Here is a 17,194-nt window from a genome sequence, read left to right on the forward strand (position 1 = left end):
GAATTTCAGGAGATTGTTTCGCGGCGAGCGCTTTTAGGGCGAAATGCTGCTACCACATTGCCGTCAGTTTCCACGTACGGACCGTCAAGCAGTTGTATACAATACGGTACACTTGCAAAGATACCGTGGACGATAACGCTGCCGTCCTCGGCTTTCACCCCTTCCAGCGTTTCTTTTATCGACTTCGGCTGCCCCGGCAGGTTCAGGATCAGCGCCTGTTTGCGGATCACCCCGACCTGACGGGAAAGAATGGCCGTCGGGACAAAGTGTAGACTGATCTGGCGCATCTGCTCACCGAAGCCCGGCATTTCACGATCGGCGATAGCCAGCGTCGCGTCCGGCGTTACATCGCGGCGCGCGGGGCCGGTTCCGCCCGTCGTCAGCACCAGGTGGCAGCTCATCTCATCCACCAGTTCACACAGGGTTTGCTCGATGATCGGCTGCTCGTCCGGGATCAGGCGAGTCTGGATCTCAAACGGGGTAGTGAGCGCGCTGCCCAGCCACGCTTCCAGAGCAGGGATGCCTTTATCCTGATAAACACCGCTGGAGGCGCGGTCAGAAATCGACACTAAGCCGATGCGTAAGGTATTCATATCCATTCCATTCAAAAAGTACTGATTAAAGGGAATGATACACGCAGAGAGAAAATTCAGACAGAGGCGGGGGAAAGACGCGTGACCGGGAACCCGGTCACGCAGAATGATTACAGCAGGTCGCCGATCATTTTTTCCAGTTTTTCCTGGTCGATAGCAAACTTACGGATACCGTCCGCCAGTTTATCTACGGCCATTGGATCCTGGTTGTGCTGCCACAGGAACTCGGACTCGGTGATGCGCTCAGGGCGTGCTTTCACTTCGCCGGTGTAGGACAGTTTACGCTCAATAGCACCTTCGCTTTCTGCCAGCTCTTTCAGCAGCGCAGGAGCGATGGTCAGGCGGTCACAGCCAGCCAGCTCGATGATTTCGCCGACGTTACGGAAGCTTGCGCCCATAACAACGGTCTCATAGCCGTGCTGTTTGTAGTATTCGTAGATTTCAGTCACTGAAATCACGCCTGGATCTTCAGACGCCGCGTACTCTTTCTTGTCGGTGTTGGCTTTGTACCAGTCCAGAATACGGCCCACGAACGGAGAAATCAGGTATACGCCAGCTTCGGCACATGCACGCGCCTGCGCGAAGGAGAACAGCAGAGTCAGGTTACAGTTGATGCCTTCTTTTTCCAGCTGCTCAGCAGCGCGGATGCCCTGCCAGGTAGACGCCAGTTTGATCAGGATACGGTCATTGCTGATGCCCGCATCGTTGTACAGTTTGATCAGGCGTTTTGCTTTTGCGATAGACGCTTCGGTGTCGTAGGACAGGCGAGCATCAACTTCGGTAGAGATACGGCCAGGAACGAGCTTCAGGATTTCCAGACCGATGTTCACTGCCAGTTTGTCAGTAGCATCCACAACCTGCTGCGCGCGGTCATTGCTCTGTGCTTTTGCCCAGGTCACCGCCTCGTCGATCAGTTTGCGATACTCAGGGATCTGCGCGGCGTTAAGGATCAGAGAAGGGTTGGTTGTGGCATCCTGCGGCTGGTACAGCTTCATTGCCGCGATATCTCCGGTGTCAGCGACGACAGTGGTGAACTGACGAAGGGAGGTCAATTTATCCGTCATGATAGTGTTTCTCTTTTAACGTGCCCTGGATAATTCACACTACCGACAGCTTGCCAGCAGCGGAAAAATGACAGGTTTACTTGTTAGGGGGATGTAACCGGTCTGCCCTGATGATAACACGAGTGAGAGGCAGCGCAACCGCAGACAGTGCGCTTAGGCAGAGTATGATAAACTCAGAATATTAACAGGCTGCTAAGTAACAGCATGCACAATCAGTGGTAGCGCTTACATATTCACTTTGGCATCAACAAGAGGGACGTTAGTGCCTGATTTCTTTTTCTTTATCAACGAAGTCCTCTGGGGTTCGATCATGATATACCTGCTTTCAGGAGCAGGTATCTGGTTTACGTGGCGCAGCGGTCTGATTCAGTTTCGCTATATCCGCAAATTTGGCAGAAGTCTGAAAAACAGCGTCACCCCACAGCCGGGCGGCCTGACCTCGTTTCAGGCGCTCTGTACCAGCCTGGCCGCGCGCGTCGGCAGCGGTAACCTGGCCGGTGTCGCGCTGGCGATCGGCGCGGGCGGTCCGGGCGCGGTATTCTGGATGTGGGTGACGGCGATTATCGGTATGGCCACCTCCTTTGCTGAATGCTCGCTTGCGCAACTCTACAAAGAAAAAGACGGCAAAGGTCAGTTTCGCGGCGGTCCCGCCTGGTATATGGCTCGCGGGCTGGGAATGCGCTGGATGGGCGTTCTGTTCTCGATCTTTTTGCTGATTGCCTATGGCCTTATTTTCAATACCGTTCAGGCAAATTCCGTCGCCCACGCGCTGCGCTTTGCCTTCAATTGTCCGGAGTGGCTGACGGGCGGCGCGCTTGCCCTTCTCACCCTGCTGACCATTGTGACCGGGCTCAAAGGGGTTGCCCGCCTGATGCAGTGGCTGGTTCCGCTGATGGCGCTGCTGTGGGTGTCCACCAGCCTGATGGTATGCGCGATACATATCGACGAGGTGCCGAACGTCATCGTCACCATTTTCCAAAGCGCGTTCGGCTGGCGCGAAGCGGCTTCCGGCGCGCTGGGTTACACCCTTAGCCAGGCACTCACTGCGGGTTTTCAGCGGGGTATGTTCTCCAACGAAGCGGGAATGGGCTCCACGCCGAATGCCGCCGCAGCGGCCGCATCCTGGCCCCCACATCCCGCCGCGCAGGGCATTGTACAGATGATTGGCGTCTTCACAGACACCATTGTTATCTGCTCCGCCAGCGCGATGATAATGCTGCTGGCCGGTGCCGCTGAACAACCGTCCGGTAGTACGGCAGGCATTCATTGGGTACAACAGGCGCTGGTCTCCCTCGTCGGCAGCTGGGGCGCGGGCCTTGTCGCACTTGTCGTGGGACTTTTTGCCTTTAGTTCCATTGCGGTGAACTATATCTATGCCGAAAACAACCTTATCTTCCTGAAAGTTGACTCGCGTCTGGCCCGCAACATCCTTCGCGCGGGCGTGCTGGCGATGGTGTTTGTAGGTTGCCTGCTCAGCATGCCGATGATCTGGCAAATAGCGGACGTCATTATGGCGCTGATGGCCATCACGAACCTGACGGCCATTTTGCTGCTTTCACCGGTTGTGGCGCTGATCGCGCGCGATTATCTGCGTCAGCGCAAGCTCGGCGTACCGCCCGTCTTTGACGCCTCACGCTATCCCGAAATCGAGTCACAAATTGCCCCTGGCACCTGGGATGATTTGCCGCGGCAATAACAGCTATCGATCAATTCAGGGCGATTTTTTGTTAAAGTCGCTCTAAATTTCCTGCAAGGACTGGATATGCTGATTCTGATTTCACCTGCCAAAACGCTCGACTACCAGAGCCCGCTCGCCACTGAGCGTTATACCCAGCCGGAATTGCTGGACTACTCACAACAGCTGATCCACGAGGCGCGTAAGCTTTCGGCTCCGCAAATCGCTTCGCTGATGAGCATCAGCGATAAACTCGCCGACCTGAATGCCACCCGTTTTCATGAGTGGCAGCCTGACTTCACGCCCGCCAACGCCCGTCAGGCGCTGTTGGCCTTCAAAGGTGACGTCTACACTGGCCTGCAAGCAGAAACGTTTAGCGAAGCCGATTTCGATTTTGCCCAGCTGCATCTGCGCATGTTATCCGGCCTGTACGGGGTGCTGCGACCGCTGGATCTGATGCAACCGTATCGTCTGGAGATGGGTATCCGCCTGGAAAACGCTAAAGGTAAAGATCTGTACCAGTTCTGGGGCGATGTCATTACCGACAAGCTTAACGCGGCGCTGCAAGCCCAGGGGGACAACGTGGTGATCAACCTGGCCTCCGATGAGTACTTCAAATCGGTGAAGCCGAAGAAGCTGGATGCGGACATTATCAAGCCGGTATTCCTCGACGAGAAAAACGGCAAATTTAAAGTGATCAGCTTCTACGCCAAAAAAGCGCGCGGTCTGATGAGCCGCTTCATCATTCAAAACCGTCTGACGAAGCCAGGGCAGCTCACTGGCTTTAACAGTGAAGGGTATTTTTTCGACGAGGCATCGTCAGGAAAAAACGAGCTGGTGTTTAAGCGTCACGAGCAATAAAAAGACAACCCCGCCAGCTGGCGGGGTTTGTGTTAATGGTGCTTCCGGTCCGGGCCCGGGCGACGATCGTCATGACGGTGGTGATCGTCACGATCGCGATGTTCATCGTGCGGACGCCAGTGGTTATCGCGCCAGTCATAGTGCGCTTTCCACCAGTCATGGTCGCGCCAGCGGCCGCCATCCCAGTAGTGCCCGTTATTATCCCGATCGCCAATTTGCAGTTTTACCGCTGGCACGAGGGTGATCTCAGCTGCCTGCACCGCCATGGGAGCGACCAGCATCAGTGAAAGCGCGATAAGTGCAGGTTTCAGTGTAGACATAGGTGACTCCTTATTCTTCTTGCCCAACGTGGGCCGATATAAGGAGAGTACGTGATGGGGACGGGGGATGTTATTCTCTGCAATCCTAAACGCTAAGTGACCGCATTTATTGGGAATTTCTGCTTTTTTCCTGCTGTTTTTCTCCTTAATTTCTTCACAAAAAAGCCGGGTGGCGCTGCGCTTACCCGGCCTACGATGAGTTCGCCGTTGTAGGCCCGGTAAGGCGAAGCCGCCACCGGGCAGCACAATCACGCTCGGGCCATCATCAGCTTACGCAGCGCGGCAAAGTCTGCGGGCAGCTCATGAGACAGCAGCGGCAGGTCGGCGCGATCGGCCAGCTCTTTTGGCAGCGGCAGCGTTTCCCCCAGGATCGCTTCCACACTCTCTTTGAACTTGGCCGGATGGGCGGTGCCGAGGAACAGGCCATACTCACCCGGTTGAAGCTGATCGCGCAGGGCACGATAGGCAATCGCCGCGTGCGGCTCAGAGGTATAGCCCACCGCTTTCAGCTCGCGCATGGTGGCTTTCGTGGTTTCGTCCGTCACCGCTGCGTAACCCAGATCGCCCAGACGCCAGACCTTACGGCGGAACAGCTCTTCCACACGCGGCCAGTTGTTAGGCTGTGACACATCCATCGCATTGGAGAGCGTGGCCTGAGTCGCGTTCGGTGCCCATTTTCCGTCCTTCAGGAAACGCGGCACGGTGTCGTTGGCGTTGGTGGCGGCGATAAAGCGCTTTACCGGCAGGCCGAGTGATTTCGCCAGCAGGCCTGCCGTCAGGTCGCCGAAGTTCCCACTTGGCACGGAAACCACCAGCTGATTGCGCGCGTCCTGCGGCAGCTGCGCCACCGCTTCGAAGTAGTAGCAGATCTGCGCCAGCAGACGGCTGATGTTGATGGAGTTGGCAGAGTTCAGCCCCAGCGCCGCCTTCAGCTCTTCGTCATCGAAGGCCTGCTTCACTAGCGCCTGACAGGCATCGAAATCGCCGTCGATCGCCACGGTTTCAATGTTGCCCCCAAGGGTGCAGAACAGTTTTTCCTGAAGCGGGCTGATTTTGCCTTTCGGATAAAGGATCACCACGCGGACGTTTTTCAGGCCGTAGAACGCATGGGCCACCGCCGCTCCGGTATCGCCTGAAGTCGCGGTAAGAATGGACACCGGTTTGTCGCCGCTGATGTGGGTCAGCATCTGCGCCATAAAGCGACCGCCGAAATCTTTGAACGCCAGCGTCGGGCCGTGGAACAGCTCCAGACAACCAACGTCAGGCTCCACCTGCTTCACCGGCGCCGGGAAAGCAAACGCCGCACGCACGCGTTCTTCGAGCAGCTCCTGCGGGATTTCGTCGCCGATAAAGGCAGACAGAATTTTGGTGCTGCGGGTGACAAAGTCCTGCTTCAGCAGCTCATCGATTTCGGTCAGCTGAAATTCCGGCAGGTCGTGGGGGAAGAACAGCCCCTGATTTTTGCCAAGCCCCTGCGTTACCGCCTGCGCGAAGCTGACCTGCTCGTTATGATCTTTAAGGTTGTAGAGTTTCATTCGTTATCCCAGTACTCGTGCGCCAGCCGTGTCCAGACGGCAAATATGAACAAAGCCTTCCTGATTTTGCAGGTAGTGTTTAGAGAGCCAGTCCGCCACGCGCTGCGCGGTGTCTGGCTTGTCGCATAAGGCGAACAGCGTCGGGCCGGAGCCGGAGATGCCGCACGCCTGTGCGCCGATATCCATGGATGCCTGTCGCGCTTCGTTAAAGCCCGGCAGCAGCTTCGTGCGATACGGCTCGGCAATGACGTCTTTCATCAGTTTCGCCGCCAGCTGCGGCTGACGGGTGTAGCAGGCGTGAATAAAGCCCGCCAGATGACGCCCGTGGGCGATACAGTCCTGACGACGATACTGCGCCGGCAGGATCGCACGCGCTTCGGCGGTAGACACTTTAATGCCCGGATAGGCCAGCACCCACAGCCACTCATCAAACCCTGGCACCTGCTGGCTGATGATGCCATTTTCTTCAATCATCAGCTGCATGCCGCCAAGGAAGCACGGCGCCACGTTATCATAATGAATGCTGCCGGAGATGCGCCCTTCCAGCTCGCCCATCAGCGCCAGCAGACGGCTGTTGTTCAGCGGCTTGCCGCAATGCTCATTCATCGCCACCAGCGCGGCGACCACCGAGCAGGCGCTCGAGCCCAGCCCCGAACCAATCGGCATGCTCTTTTCCAGCGTCATGGCGACCGGCACGTTTTTGCCGATCTCCTGACAGAAGCGTTCCCAGCACTGATAAACGATATTCTCGCGCGGTTCAGACGGCAGCTTACTGGCGAAGCGGCCGATGTTATTCAGACTGAAGCGCTCTGCCGCCTCAACCGTAACCGTATCGCCCAGCAGCGAACCGTCCACCGGCGTGACCGCCGCGCCCAGCACGTCAAATCCGACGCTCATATTGGCGCTGGAAGCCGGGGCATATACTTTAACCATCTTAAACTCCTAACTTCCATGACAGGGTACGCAGCAGATCGGCAAACACGCCTGCCGCCGTCACATCATTCCCTGCGCCATAGCCGCGAAGCACCAGCGGCAGTGGCTGATAATAATGGCTGTAGAACGCCAGGGCGTTCTCGCCGTTTTTCACCTTGTACAGCGGATCGTTGCCATCCACTTCGGCAATCTTCACCCGGCAGACGCCGTCTTCTTCAATGTTGCCAACATAGCGCAATACCTTACCTTCATCACGGGCTTTCGCAACGCGTGCGGCAAAGGCGTCGTCAAGCTGCGGCAACCTGGCCATAAAGGCGCTGACGTCACCGCTGTCATCAAATTCTGCTGGCAGCACCGGCTCAATCACGATATCCGAAAGCTCCAGCTCGCGGCCAGTTTCGCGCGCCAGGATCAGCAGCTTACGCGCCACGTCCATGCCGGAGAGGTCGTCGCGCGGATCCGGCTCGGTGTAGCCCAGCTCGCGCGCGGCGCGGGTGGCTTCCGACAAGCTCATCCCTTCGTCCAGCTTGCCGAAGATAAACGACAGGGAGCCGGAGAGGATGCCGGAGAAACGCTGTAGTTCGTCGCCCGCGTTCAGCAGGTTTTGCAGGTTCTCGATGACCGGCAGGCCCGCGCCCACGTTGGTGTCATACAGAAACTTACGGCGCGACTTACTCGCCGCCAGCCGCAGCTGATGATAGTAATCCATCGACGAGGTGTTGGCCTTTTTGTTTGGCGTCACCACGTGGAACCCTTCGCGCAGGAAGTCGGCGTACTGATCGGCCACCGCCTGGCTGGAGGTACAGTCAACAATCACCGGGTTAAGCAGGTGATATTCTTTCACCAGGCGGATCAGGCGGCCCAGGTTAAATGGCTCTTTCGCCTCTTCCAGCTCCGCCTGCCAGTTTTCCAGATTCAGACCGTGGACGTTAGTCAGCAACGCTTTCGAGTTCGCAATGCCGCAAACGCGCAAATCGATATGTTTCTTCTTAAGCCACTCCTGCTGGCGCTTCACCTGCTCCAGCAGCGCGCCACCGACACCACCGACGCCCACCAGGAACAGCTCAATCACCTGGTCGGTGTTGAACAGCATCTGATGCACCACGCGCACGCCGGTAGTGGCGTCATCGTTATCCACGACAACGGAAATGGAACGCTCTGATGAGCCCTGGGCAATCGCCACGATATTGATATTAGCCCGCGCCAGCGCGGCAAAGAATTTGGCGGAGATACCGCGCAGGGTGCGCATGCCGTCGCCGACCACCGAGATAATCGCCAGACGCTCCTGAATCGAGAGCGGCTCCAGCAGCTCTTCTTTCAGCTCCAGATAGAACTCTTCTTCCAGCGCGCGACGGGCACGCAGGCAATCACCCTGCGGAACGCAGAAGCTGATGCTGTATTCGGAAGAAGACTGCGTGATCAGCACCACGGAGATCCCGTTGCGGGACATAGCGGCAAATACGCGTGCCGCCATGCCGACCATGCCCTTCATCCCCGGGCCGGAGACGCTGAACATCGCCATGTTATTGAGGTTAGAAATGCCTTTCACCGGCAGTTCATCTTCATCCGCGCTGGCGCCAATCAGCGTGCCCGGCGCCTGAGGGTTACCGGTATTCTTAATCAGGCAAGGGATTTGGAACTGGGCAATCGGGGAGATGGTACGCGGGTGAAGAACTTTAGCGCCGAAGTAGGAAAGCTCCATCGCTTCCTGGTACGACATCGACTTCAGCAGCCTGGCGTCCGGTACCTGGCGCGGATCGCAGGTATAAACGCCGTCGACGTCAGTCCAGATCTCACAGCAGTCCGCGCGTAAGCAGGCCGCCAGCACGGCGGCGGAGTAGTCAGAGCCGTTACGCCCCAGCACCACCAGTTCGCCCTTCTCGTTACCGGCGGTAAAGCCTGCCATCAGGATCATATGGTCAGACGGGATTTTGCTCGCCGCAATACGGCGTGTCGACTCGGCAATGTCGACGGTGGATTCAAGGTAGTGGCCCACAGCCAGCAGTTTTTCAACCGGATCGATGACCGTCACGTGGTGACCGCGCGCTTCCAGCACGCCTGCCATGATGGCGATAGAGAGTTTTTCACCCCGGCAAATCAGCGCCGCGTTGATGCTGTCCGGGCACTGACCAAGCAGGCTGATACCGTGAAGAACGTGTTTAATCTGGGCAAATTCAAGTTCAACGGTGCTTTTCAGCTGCGCCAGCGGGAAACCAGGCTGGGCGTCGGCCAGCCCCTGAAGCAGATCGGCAAAGATACGCTCGGCGTCGCTGATGTTCGGTAGTGCATCCTGACCACCGATGGTTTTTTCAATCATCGCCACCAGTTGGTTCGTGATTTTGGCCGGGGCAGAGAGCACGGTGGCAACCTGCCCCTGCCTGGCGTTGCTTTCCAGGATATCGGCAACACGCAGAAAACGTTCTGCATTTGCCACTGACGTACCGCCGAACTTCAACACTCGCATGGTTCTACCTCATTTCCTTTAGCCGAAAAAAAAGCCCGCACTGTTCAGGTGCGGGCTTTTTTCTGTTTTTCCTGTACGCGTCAGCCCGCATCGTTACCTGTGGTAATGATGATGGTTGTAGTAATGGTGGTGATGCTGATGCGTTTCATGGATGTTGTGTACTCTGTCATTATTATCTGTCTGTGCTCTATTCTTTTAGGGTTAAAGGATCGAGCCCCTTAAGTCAATGAATTTTTAATTCGATCACAATTCGGGACATTCTCACGTCCCACTGCGGGCAGATTTATTTTCATCGGAATAACCCAGATGCAACCCCAGACATCAGCAGGATCGGCCATAATAAAAACCTATGACACTATTTTACTCGGCTAATTTTTTTTCAATATCATGAAGCAATCGGTGCAGCATTGCCGTGTCGCGCTGCTCAAGACGCCCCAGGCGCTGCTGTAACCAGTCCACCATTTTTTGATCGTCAGCGACGCCCAACTGCTCAAGAAGGTTATCTGCACGAACACGCAGTGCCGCCAGCTGGTTTTCATCCGAAACTGTCACCGGTGGCTGAGAAATTTGTATTAAGGATGCTAATTGATAGCAATAGACCATCACCGCCTGCCCCAGATTGAGTGACGGATAATCCGCCACCATCGGCGCGCCCGTCAGCACGTCAGCCAGCTCCAGCTCTTCGTTAGTCAGCCCGGAATCTTCTCGCCCAAACACCAGCGCGGCTTTCTCCAGCCACTGGCTTTTCTCTTCCAGCATCGGCACCAGTTCAGCAGGCGTGGCGTAATAGTGAAACTTAGCCCGGCTGCGCGCGGTCGTCGCGACGGTAAACGAAATATCGTGGAGTGCGTCGGCGAGCGTAGCGTAAGTGGTTATATTATCGAGAATATCACCCGAACCGTGCGCCACCCAGCGCGCAGCAGGCTCCAGATGCGCCGTGCTGTCCACAATACGCAAATCGGTAAACCCCATAGTCTTCATGGCACGCGCCGCAGCGCCAATATTTTCAGCTCTTGCTGGTGCCACCAGCACAATCGACAGATGCATTTACGCTCTCTTTTTAATCAGTTAGCAGGTAAAAATGTGATTCAGTTCAACATATTACGCAGCACGAATTTACAATTTTGCAACACAAATCACCGAAATAGCGTTTCATAACAATTAAAAAAAGCTAAACTATTTTGTGGCTGAACAATCAGTTAGAATGTTAACAGAAGTCCATTATCCTTATGTTTTGTAATGATAATGACCATATGAATACTCTTTTCTGATTGGATTCGTACCGTTTATCAATCAATGTCCGCAACTAGTTGGTTTATTGAAAAATTGTGACAAAGGCTAGCATTCAGCTACGATGATTTCATCAAACTGTTAACGTGCTACAATTGAACTTGATATATGTCAACGAAGCGTAGTTTTATTGGGTGTCCGGTGTCACTTAGCCTGTTATGTTGCTGTTAAAATGGTTAGGATGACAGCCGTTTTTGACACTGTCGGGTCCAAAGGGAAAGTACCCACGACCAAGCTAATGATGTTGTTGACGTTGATGGAAAGTGCATCAAGAACGCAATTACGTACTTTAGTCACGTTAAGCCGATCATGTTAATTTGCGACATGCATCAGGCAGGTCAGGGACTTTTGTACTTCCTGTTTCGATTTAGTTGGCAATTTAGGTAGCAAACATGCAGACCCCGCACATTCTTATCGTTGAAGACGAGTTGGTAACACGCAACACGTTAAAGAGCATTTTCGAAGCAGAAGGCTACGATGTCTTTGAAGCGACCGATGGCGCAGAGATGCATCAGATCCTTTCTGAAAATGATATCAACCTGGTGATTATGGATATCAACCTGCCGGGCAAAAACGGGCTTCTTCTGGCGCGCGAACTGCGTGAACAGGCGAACGTCGCGTTGATGTTCCTGACGGGCCGTGACAACGAGGTTGATAAAATTCTTGGTCTGGAAATCGGCGCGGATGACTACATCACCAAGCCGTTCAACCCTCGCGAGTTAACCATTCGTGCACGCAACCTGCTGTCCCGCACCATGAATCTGGGTACGGTAAGTGAAGAGCGTCGTAGCGTCGACAGCTACAAATTCAACGGCTGGGAACTTGATATCAATAGCCGTTCGCTGATTAGCCCGAACGGTGAGCAGTACAAACTGCCGCGCAGTGAATTCCGCGCGATGCTGCACTTCTGCGAGAACCCGGGCAAGATTCAGTCCCGTGCAGAACTGCTGAAGAAAATGACCGGTCGTGAGTTGAAGCCACACGATCGTACCGTTGACGTAACCATCCGCCGTATTCGTAAGCACTTCGAATCTACGCCGGATACGCCGGAAATCATCGCCACGATCCATGGTGAAGGCTATCGTTTCTGCGGTGACCTCCAGGAGTAATTCTCCCGTCACGCAGTAAAAAACGGCGCATTTGCGCCGTTTTTTTTATCAATGCCACGGCATAATCGGTACCGCGCTTATTGCGTTTTTCGGTGAGCCGTCCACGACTTTGTCGGAATAAGCCAGATAAGCCAGGGTGTTACGCTTCGCGTCATAAAAACGGACTACCTGTAGCTTTTTGAACACCAGCGAGGTCCGTTTCTGGAATACGACGTCGCCCTGCGCTTTGCCGTTTTTGATTTTATCACTCAATTCCACCGGGCCAACCTGCTGGCAGGAGATGGCCGCGTCAGACGTGTCTTCAGCCAGCCCCAGGCCGCCTTTAATCCCGCCGGTCTTTGCCCGGCTGACATAGCAGGTGACGTTTTTAACGTCCGGATCGTCAAAGGCTTCCACCACAATTTTGTGGTCCGGCCCAAACATTTTAAACACAGTATCCACGGAGCCAATTTGCTCCGCCTGTGCCACGCGCCCTGCCATCAGCGCCAGTGCTGTAAAGACTAAAACCTTGTATTTCATATTGTTACCATTCATAAAAATTACGCTGAGCGATTATTCAACAGGTTAGATAAAAATGTAGCAAGATCACAGGATTAGAATATATCCGCACATAAATCACTACAAAAAGCATTTATGCGCAAAAAAAACACTGAATGCTAAAACGTCAAAAAATGCTATTATCCGCTAACCTGTAAACAGGCACCTGCGGCAGTTTTAAGGATGAGGATAGTATATGGATCAGGCTGGAATTATTCGCGACCTGCTCACCTGGCTGGAAGGTCATCTCGACCAGCCTTTGTCACTGGATAATGTGGCGGCAAAAGCAGGCTATTCCAAGTGGCATCTGCAAAGGATGTTCAAGGATGTCACCGGTCATGCTATCGGTGCCTATATTCGCGCACGTCGTTTATCAAAGTCTGCTGTCGCGTTGCGCCTGACCGCGCGACCAATCCTGGATATTGCCCTGCAATATCGCTTCGATTCACAGCAAACCTTCACCCGCGCCTTTAAAAAACAGTTCTCGTTAACGCCAGCGCTTTATCGCCGCTCGCCGGACTGGAGCTCCTTTGGTATGCGTCCGCCGCTGCGTCTGGGCGAGTTTGCGATGCCAAAATATGAAATCATCACCCTGCCGGAAACGCACCTGGTCGGCACCACGCAGAGCTACTCCTGTTCCCTGGAGCAGATCTCCGAGTTCCGCCATCAGATGCGCGTTCAGTTCTGGCGCGAATTTTTAAGCCATGCTCCGGCGATCCCGCCGATTCTGTATGGCCTGAACGAAACGCATCCCAGCCAGGAAAAAGACGACGAGCAGGAGGTGTTCTATACCACGGCGCTGACGCCTGACATGGCGAACGGTTACATTCATGGCTCGAAGCCTGTCGTGCTGGAAGGCGGCGAGTATGTGATGTTCTCATACGAAGGTTTAGGAACGGGCGTTCAGGAGTTCATCCTGACCGTTTACGGGACCTGCATGCCGATGCTGAATCTGAATCGCCGTAAAGGTCAGGACATTGAGCGCTACTATCCGGCGCAAGATGCTAAACCGGAAGAAGGCCCTATCAATCTGCGTATGGAATTCCTGATTCCGGTACGTCGTTAACGCTGCAACTCATCCAGTGCAGGGGCATCAAGATGCGAAATGTCCCCTGCCATCTCAACTACCCACCCCGATGCCAGCCAGGCACTTTCCTGATAGTCGATACGGGAAATGGAACAGTTGCGCAGACGCAAACGGCGTTCGGCGTAAGCCGGCAGTCCCAGAATGGTGCTCACCAGGCAACCCAGCGCGATACCGTGGCTTACCAGCAGCGGTCGGCTACCTGCCGGGAGTTTCAGGCACTCGGCCAGCGCGGCATGCATGCGCACGCTCAGCTCCTGCATGGATTCCCCTTCAGGGATGCGACCATCTTCAGTGCCGTTCACCAGCGTGCGGCGCCAGCCTTCTTCGGTTTCCGTCAGCGTATCGATAGGACGTTTTTCCAGCACGCCCATATCCAGCTCGCGCAGACGCGGTTCGAGGGTCACGTCGCAGCCACAGGCATCGGCGATGATGCGTGCCGTCTGCTGCGTGCGGCCTAAATCACTGGAGATGACGTGAGTGATACCCAGCGTTCTGGCGCGCTCCGCCACCTGCCACGCTTGCTGCACACCTTTGTCGGTGAGAGGACTGTCTGACTGGCCTTGAATACGTCGCTCGGCGTTCCACTGCGTTTCACCGTGGCGAACAAGGTATACCTGTAACATGCTTTTTTTCCGTTATACTGCGATGAATTTTTTAAATCGAGCTTAATTATGCACCATGTTGTCTCTGCTACCACCAATCCTGCCAAAATTCAGGCAATTCTAAGGGCATTTGAAGAGATCTTCGGCGAAGGATCCTGCCATATTGACGCCGTCGGCGTCGAGAGCGGTGTGCCGGAACAGCCGTTTGGCAGCGAGGAAACACGCGCTGGCGCACGAAATCGCGTGGCGAATGCAAAAGCCGCCGCGCCAGACGCTGACTTCTGGGTCGCGATTGAAGCAGGCATCGACGAAGGGGCGACCTTCAGCTGGGTTGTCATCGAAAGCCGTGAGCAGCGCGGCGAAGCGCGTTCTGCCACGCTGCCGCTGCCGGAAGTCATACTGGAGAAAGTCCGCGCGGGTGAGGCGCTGGGGCCGGTAATGTCGCACTACACCGGCATTGATGAAATTGGTCGTAAAGAGGGGGCGATTGGCGTCTTTACGGGTGGCAAGCTTACGCGTTCAGGCGTTTACCACCAGGCCGTTATTCTGGCGTTAAGTCCGTTCCATAACGCGATTTATCGTTAAGTTTGCAGGCCGGATAAGGCGAAGCCGTCATCCGGCGTTTTTCAGCAATACCGCTTCCAGCCACTGACGCAGTTCAACCGGCGCCGACTTCAGGCTGTTTGAACCACGGGTGATGGTCGCGATGCCCGCGCCCAGCTCGTTTTTCAGCTCGCGCTGGCTCATTTCGCCGCGCAGCAGTTCCTCAATAATGCGTACCCGCGTGCCCAGCGCTTCGCGTTCATCGGGCGTCAGCATCAGCTGTAGCAACGGTAAATGCAGATCTTTGTCGTAAGACTGGCGGAGCAACTCCACAAAACGAAGCCACTCCTGATGACGCTGTTCGGCCATGGCCGAGGAATACGGGGAATGCTGGGTCATGTTATGCTGCCTCTTGTACTCATTAGCGAGTACAGCATAACACAACCCGCGCCGATCAGTAACGTCTCTGCCACTCGGCATCGCTCATCAGGGTATCTTTCTGCCCCATGAAGTAGCGATAGTAGGCGTCATAAGCCAGCACATTCTTCACATAGCCGCGCGTTTCCGAGAACGGAATGCTCTCGACAAACGCCACGGCGTCGATGCGCCCTGCGCTGTTGCCAAGCCATGTCCGCACGCGGCCAGGTCCGGCGTTGTACGCCGCTGACGCGAAAATACGGTTATTACCGAACTGCTGATAGACGTACTGCAAGTAGCTGGTACCGATGTTGATGTTAGTCTCCGGATCCAGCAGCTGGGACGGGCTGCTGTAGCCTGGAATATTAAACATCTTCACCGTGTGCGTCGCGGTACCCGGCATAATCTGCATCAGGCCGCTGGCACCCACCGGAGAACGCACTTTCGGGTTCCAGGCGCTCTCCTGACGGGCAATGGCCATCGCATAGCTTTGCGGAATATCTTTGCCGCTGGTGTAGCGATCGAACAGATCCTTATAAGCCAGCGGGAAACGCTCTTCGAGATGATCCCACAGTTTGCCGGCGATCGTCGCCTGCACGCTCAGATCCCACCAGCGATTATCAAATGCATAGCGGGCAAGCTGCGCTTTCTCATCGGTGGTACGGCTGGTGACCAGATTCGCCCATTCGCTGCGCGCGGTATTATCCAGATTCCAGTACATCAGCTCGCGCACGCGCGCCATCTCCGGCCCCTGCGTCAGCGCCGGGTTCGCGTTGGCTGGCGCTTTGTCGATCTTCAGGGTGTACTCCTCGCCCAGACGCTGCGCCGCCGCCATCGGGTAGAATCCGCGCTGCTGCATCAGGGAGTGGAGGATCTCTTTGGCTTCATCTTCACGACCACGTTCCAGCAGCATGTCCGCCTGCCAGTAACGCCATTCATCTTTCTCTTTGGCATCCATCGGCAGACGCGCCAGCCAGGTATTGAGGCCACGACGATCGCCCGTTCCCAGCGCCATGCGCACGCGACGCTCCACCAGCGAGACAGAGTTTGAACGCATCACCGCATCATCACGCCAGCGCGCCTGTTCGTCGGTGACATCTGTCCCCATCAGTCGCCATGCCACGATATCGCGCAGCTCCTGAGTTTGATCGTCATTAAGCTGCTGGGCCTGCACCAGCTGCGGGATCATCAGCCGGGCGTTTTCCACATCATCACGCGCCACGCTGGCAAAGGCCACCGCCGCCATCTGGCGGGTAAAATCGGTCGCGCCGGTAGTACGCGCAAACGTCAGCACGGTATTGGGATCGTTTGCAAGACTGATAACGGCAGACGCAATGGTCTGATAATCTGCGGGCATCTGGCCCGCCAGCACGGTGACCAGCCGGGTGTTTCCGGCCTTCATCGCCAGGCGAATACGTTCCAGGTAAGAGAGCGGATCCTGCTTGCCCGAGGCGCGCCAGGCGCTGAACAGCGGGTCACAGGCGTTTGGCTGGCTTTTGCCCGTCAGCCACAGCTCTTTCGCGCCGGTCCAGGCTTCCTCCTGCTGACCGGTCGCCCATTTCGCATAATAGTAATTACACTGCGCTTCCGTCGCGCCCGGTTTATCCGGGCTGAAAGCCAGCAGGCCGCGCCAGTCTTCGCGACGGGCCAGCTCGTTCACAAACCGGGACTTCAGGGTGCGCGCAGGCGGCAGGGTCGGGTTCGCCTGAATGAAGTTATTCACGGTGACGGTCGGTTGATTCATGAGATCGTCCGTGATCTGACGATACTCAAGATACGGATACAGCGGATAATCCTTCAGCGTCGGCATCAGCGCCTGCACGGTATCCATCTGCTTGTTGTCCCATGCCTGTTTAATCTGGGCATAGCGGTTACGTTGTTCATCCAGTGAATCGGCATGCACCGCCTGGCTTACCGCCATTACGCATACGCTGGCAGCCAGCAGACGCCAGACCACCCGTTTGGCTTTTTCCACAAGCTCTTCCTCATTGTTTTTCGTCAGTTGCAGCGTCTTGCCACGTCAAAGTTACATCAACTTATGCTAACCAGGCATCCCACAACGCGCCACGTCATGGACACTTTTTTACCTTTCTTGCGCGTTTTAACACTCCCGACGTTCCTGGCTGGGATTAGGGCGTGAAAAAGGCTACACTTCGAGGCTGAA

At 55.6% G+C, this 17,194-nt stretch carries 18 protein-coding genes and 1 other annotated feature; of the genes, 5 read left to right on the forward strand and 13 right to left on the reverse strand.

The features are described 5' to 3' along the window. Nucleotides 1-5 precede the first annotated feature (5 nt). Together mog and tal are read right to left on the reverse strand one after the other, a co-directional pair. Nucleotides 6-593 (reverse strand): molybdopterin adenylyltransferase, encoded by a 588-nt coding sequence (mog, locus tag O1722_RS19785; protein WP_003856479.1) that lies wholly within the window; start codon nucleotides 591-593, stop codon nucleotides 6-8. Between the two features lie 110 nt (nucleotides 594-703). Then, a complete protein-coding gene (tal, locus tag O1722_RS19790; RefSeq protein WP_003856481.1) occupies nucleotides 704-1,657 on the reverse strand; it encodes a transaldolase in 954 nt (317 codons plus the stop codon). 262 nt (nucleotides 1,658-1,919) lie between these two features. On the opposite strand from tal, the gene O1722_RS19795 reads away from it, so the two are divergent. Continuing rightward, nucleotides 1,920-3,353, forward strand: coding sequence for an alanine/glycine:cation symporter family protein (locus O1722_RS19795; protein ID WP_032671446.1), 1,434 nt, complete (start codon nucleotides 1,920-1,922; stop codon nucleotides 3,351-3,353). A 66-nt stretch (nucleotides 3,354-3,419) separates the two neighbouring features. Beyond that, complete coding sequence (gene yaaA, locus O1722_RS19800; protein WP_033486729.1) at nucleotides 3,420-4,193, forward strand: peroxide stress protein YaaA; 774 nt, start codon at nucleotides 3,420-3,422, stop codon at nucleotides 4,191-4,193. Between the two features lie 32 nt (nucleotides 4,194-4,225). On the opposite strand, the gene O1722_RS19805 is transcribed toward yaaA, so the two are convergent. The 7 genes from O1722_RS19805 to yjjY all read right to left on the reverse strand — a co-directional run bounded on the left by O1722_RS19805 (nucleotide 4,226) and on the right by yjjY (nucleotide 11,032). Then, entirely contained in the window at nucleotides 4,226-4,513 is a 288-nt protein-coding gene (locus tag O1722_RS19805; protein WP_015572627.1) for a DUF2502 domain-containing protein, read from the reverse strand. Between the two features lie 248 nt (nucleotides 4,514-4,761). Then, nucleotides 4,762-6,048, reverse strand: coding sequence for a threonine synthase (thrC, locus tag O1722_RS19810; RefSeq protein ID WP_033486728.1), 1,287 nt, complete (start codon nucleotides 6,046-6,048; stop codon nucleotides 4,762-4,764). A 3-nt stretch (nucleotides 6,049-6,051) separates the two neighbouring features. After that, nucleotides 6,052-6,981 (reverse strand): homoserine kinase, encoded by a 930-nt coding sequence (thrB, locus tag O1722_RS19815; protein ID WP_022650380.1) that lies wholly within the window; start codon nucleotides 6,979-6,981, stop codon nucleotides 6,052-6,054. A gap of 1 nt (nucleotide 6,982) precedes the next feature. Then, entirely contained in the window at nucleotides 6,983-9,445 is a 2,463-nt protein-coding gene (thrA, locus tag O1722_RS19820) for a bifunctional aspartate kinase/homoserine dehydrogenase I (protein WP_033486727.1), read from the reverse strand. Nucleotides 9,446-9,469: 24 nt separating this feature from the next. Then, nucleotides 9,470-9,587 (reverse strand) — a sequence feature (Thr leader region). Further along, nucleotides 9,526-9,594, reverse strand: coding sequence for a thr operon leader peptide (gene thrL / locus O1722_RS19825; protein WP_015572623.1), 69 nt, complete (start codon nucleotides 9,592-9,594; stop codon nucleotides 9,526-9,528). Its footprint overlaps the feature before it by 62 nt. Before the next feature lie 211 nt (nucleotides 9,595-9,805). Beyond that, complete coding sequence (locus tag O1722_RS19830; RefSeq protein WP_017383824.1) at nucleotides 9,806-10,492, reverse strand: tRNA/rRNA methyltransferase; 687 nt, start codon at nucleotides 10,490-10,492, stop codon at nucleotides 9,806-9,808. Between the two features lie 399 nt (nucleotides 10,493-10,891). Then, nucleotides 10,892-11,032, reverse strand: a complete 141-nt coding sequence (gene yjjY, locus O1722_RS19835; RefSeq protein WP_001541509.1) for a YjjY family protein — start codon at nucleotides 11,030-11,032, stop codon at nucleotides 10,892-10,894. A gap of 95 nt (nucleotides 11,033-11,127) precedes the next feature. Between yjjY and arcA the strand changes: the two genes are divergently transcribed. Then, nucleotides 11,128-11,844: a two-component system response regulator ArcA gene (gene arcA, locus O1722_RS19840; RefSeq protein WP_003856501.1), complete on the forward strand. Its 717-nt coding sequence runs from the start codon at nucleotides 11,128-11,130 to the stop codon at nucleotides 11,842-11,844. Nucleotides 11,845-11,892: 48 nt separating this feature from the next. On the opposite strand, the gene creA is transcribed toward arcA, so the two are convergent. Beyond that, a complete protein-coding gene (gene creA / locus O1722_RS19845; protein ID WP_032103047.1) occupies nucleotides 11,893-12,363 on the reverse strand; it encodes a protein CreA in 471 nt (156 codons plus the stop codon). Nucleotides 12,364-12,577: 214 nt separating this feature from the next. On the opposite strand from creA, the gene robA reads away from it, so the two are divergent. Beyond that, nucleotides 12,578-13,447 (forward strand): MDR efflux pump AcrAB transcriptional activator RobA, encoded by an 870-nt coding sequence (robA, locus tag O1722_RS19850; RefSeq protein ID WP_003856504.1) that lies wholly within the window; start codon nucleotides 12,578-12,580, stop codon nucleotides 13,445-13,447. On the opposite strand, the gene gpmB is transcribed toward robA, so the two are convergent. Beyond that, complete coding sequence (gpmB, locus tag O1722_RS19855; protein ID WP_006810187.1) at nucleotides 13,444-14,091, reverse strand: 2,3-diphosphoglycerate-dependent phosphoglycerate mutase GpmB; 648 nt, start codon at nucleotides 14,089-14,091, stop codon at nucleotides 13,444-13,446. The two genes, robA and gpmB, sit on opposite strands and share 4 nt — an antisense overlap. Before the next feature lie 48 nt (nucleotides 14,092-14,139). On the opposite strand from gpmB, the gene yjjX reads away from it, so the two are divergent. Beyond that, nucleotides 14,140-14,655, forward strand: coding sequence for an inosine/xanthosine triphosphatase (gene yjjX, locus O1722_RS19860; protein WP_015572619.1), 516 nt, complete (start codon nucleotides 14,140-14,142; stop codon nucleotides 14,653-14,655). A 27-nt stretch (nucleotides 14,656-14,682) separates the two neighbouring features. On the opposite strand, the gene trpR is transcribed toward yjjX, so the two are convergent. Together trpR and sltY are read right to left on the reverse strand one after the other, a co-directional pair. Beyond that, entirely contained in the window at nucleotides 14,683-15,012 is a 330-nt protein-coding gene (gene trpR, locus O1722_RS19865; RefSeq protein ID WP_003856511.1) for a trp operon repressor, read from the reverse strand. Between the two features lie 55 nt (nucleotides 15,013-15,067). Beyond that, the gene (sltY, locus tag O1722_RS19870) at nucleotides 15,068-17,005 is read right to left on the reverse strand and encodes a murein transglycosylase (protein WP_017694548.1); all 1,938 of its coding nucleotides are present in this window, start codon (nucleotides 17,003-17,005) and stop codon (nucleotides 15,068-15,070) included. Between the last annotated feature and the right edge of the window lie 189 nt (nucleotides 17,006-17,194).

Source organism: Enterobacter cloacae complex sp. HYC003_NIDB, assembly GCF_056673375.1.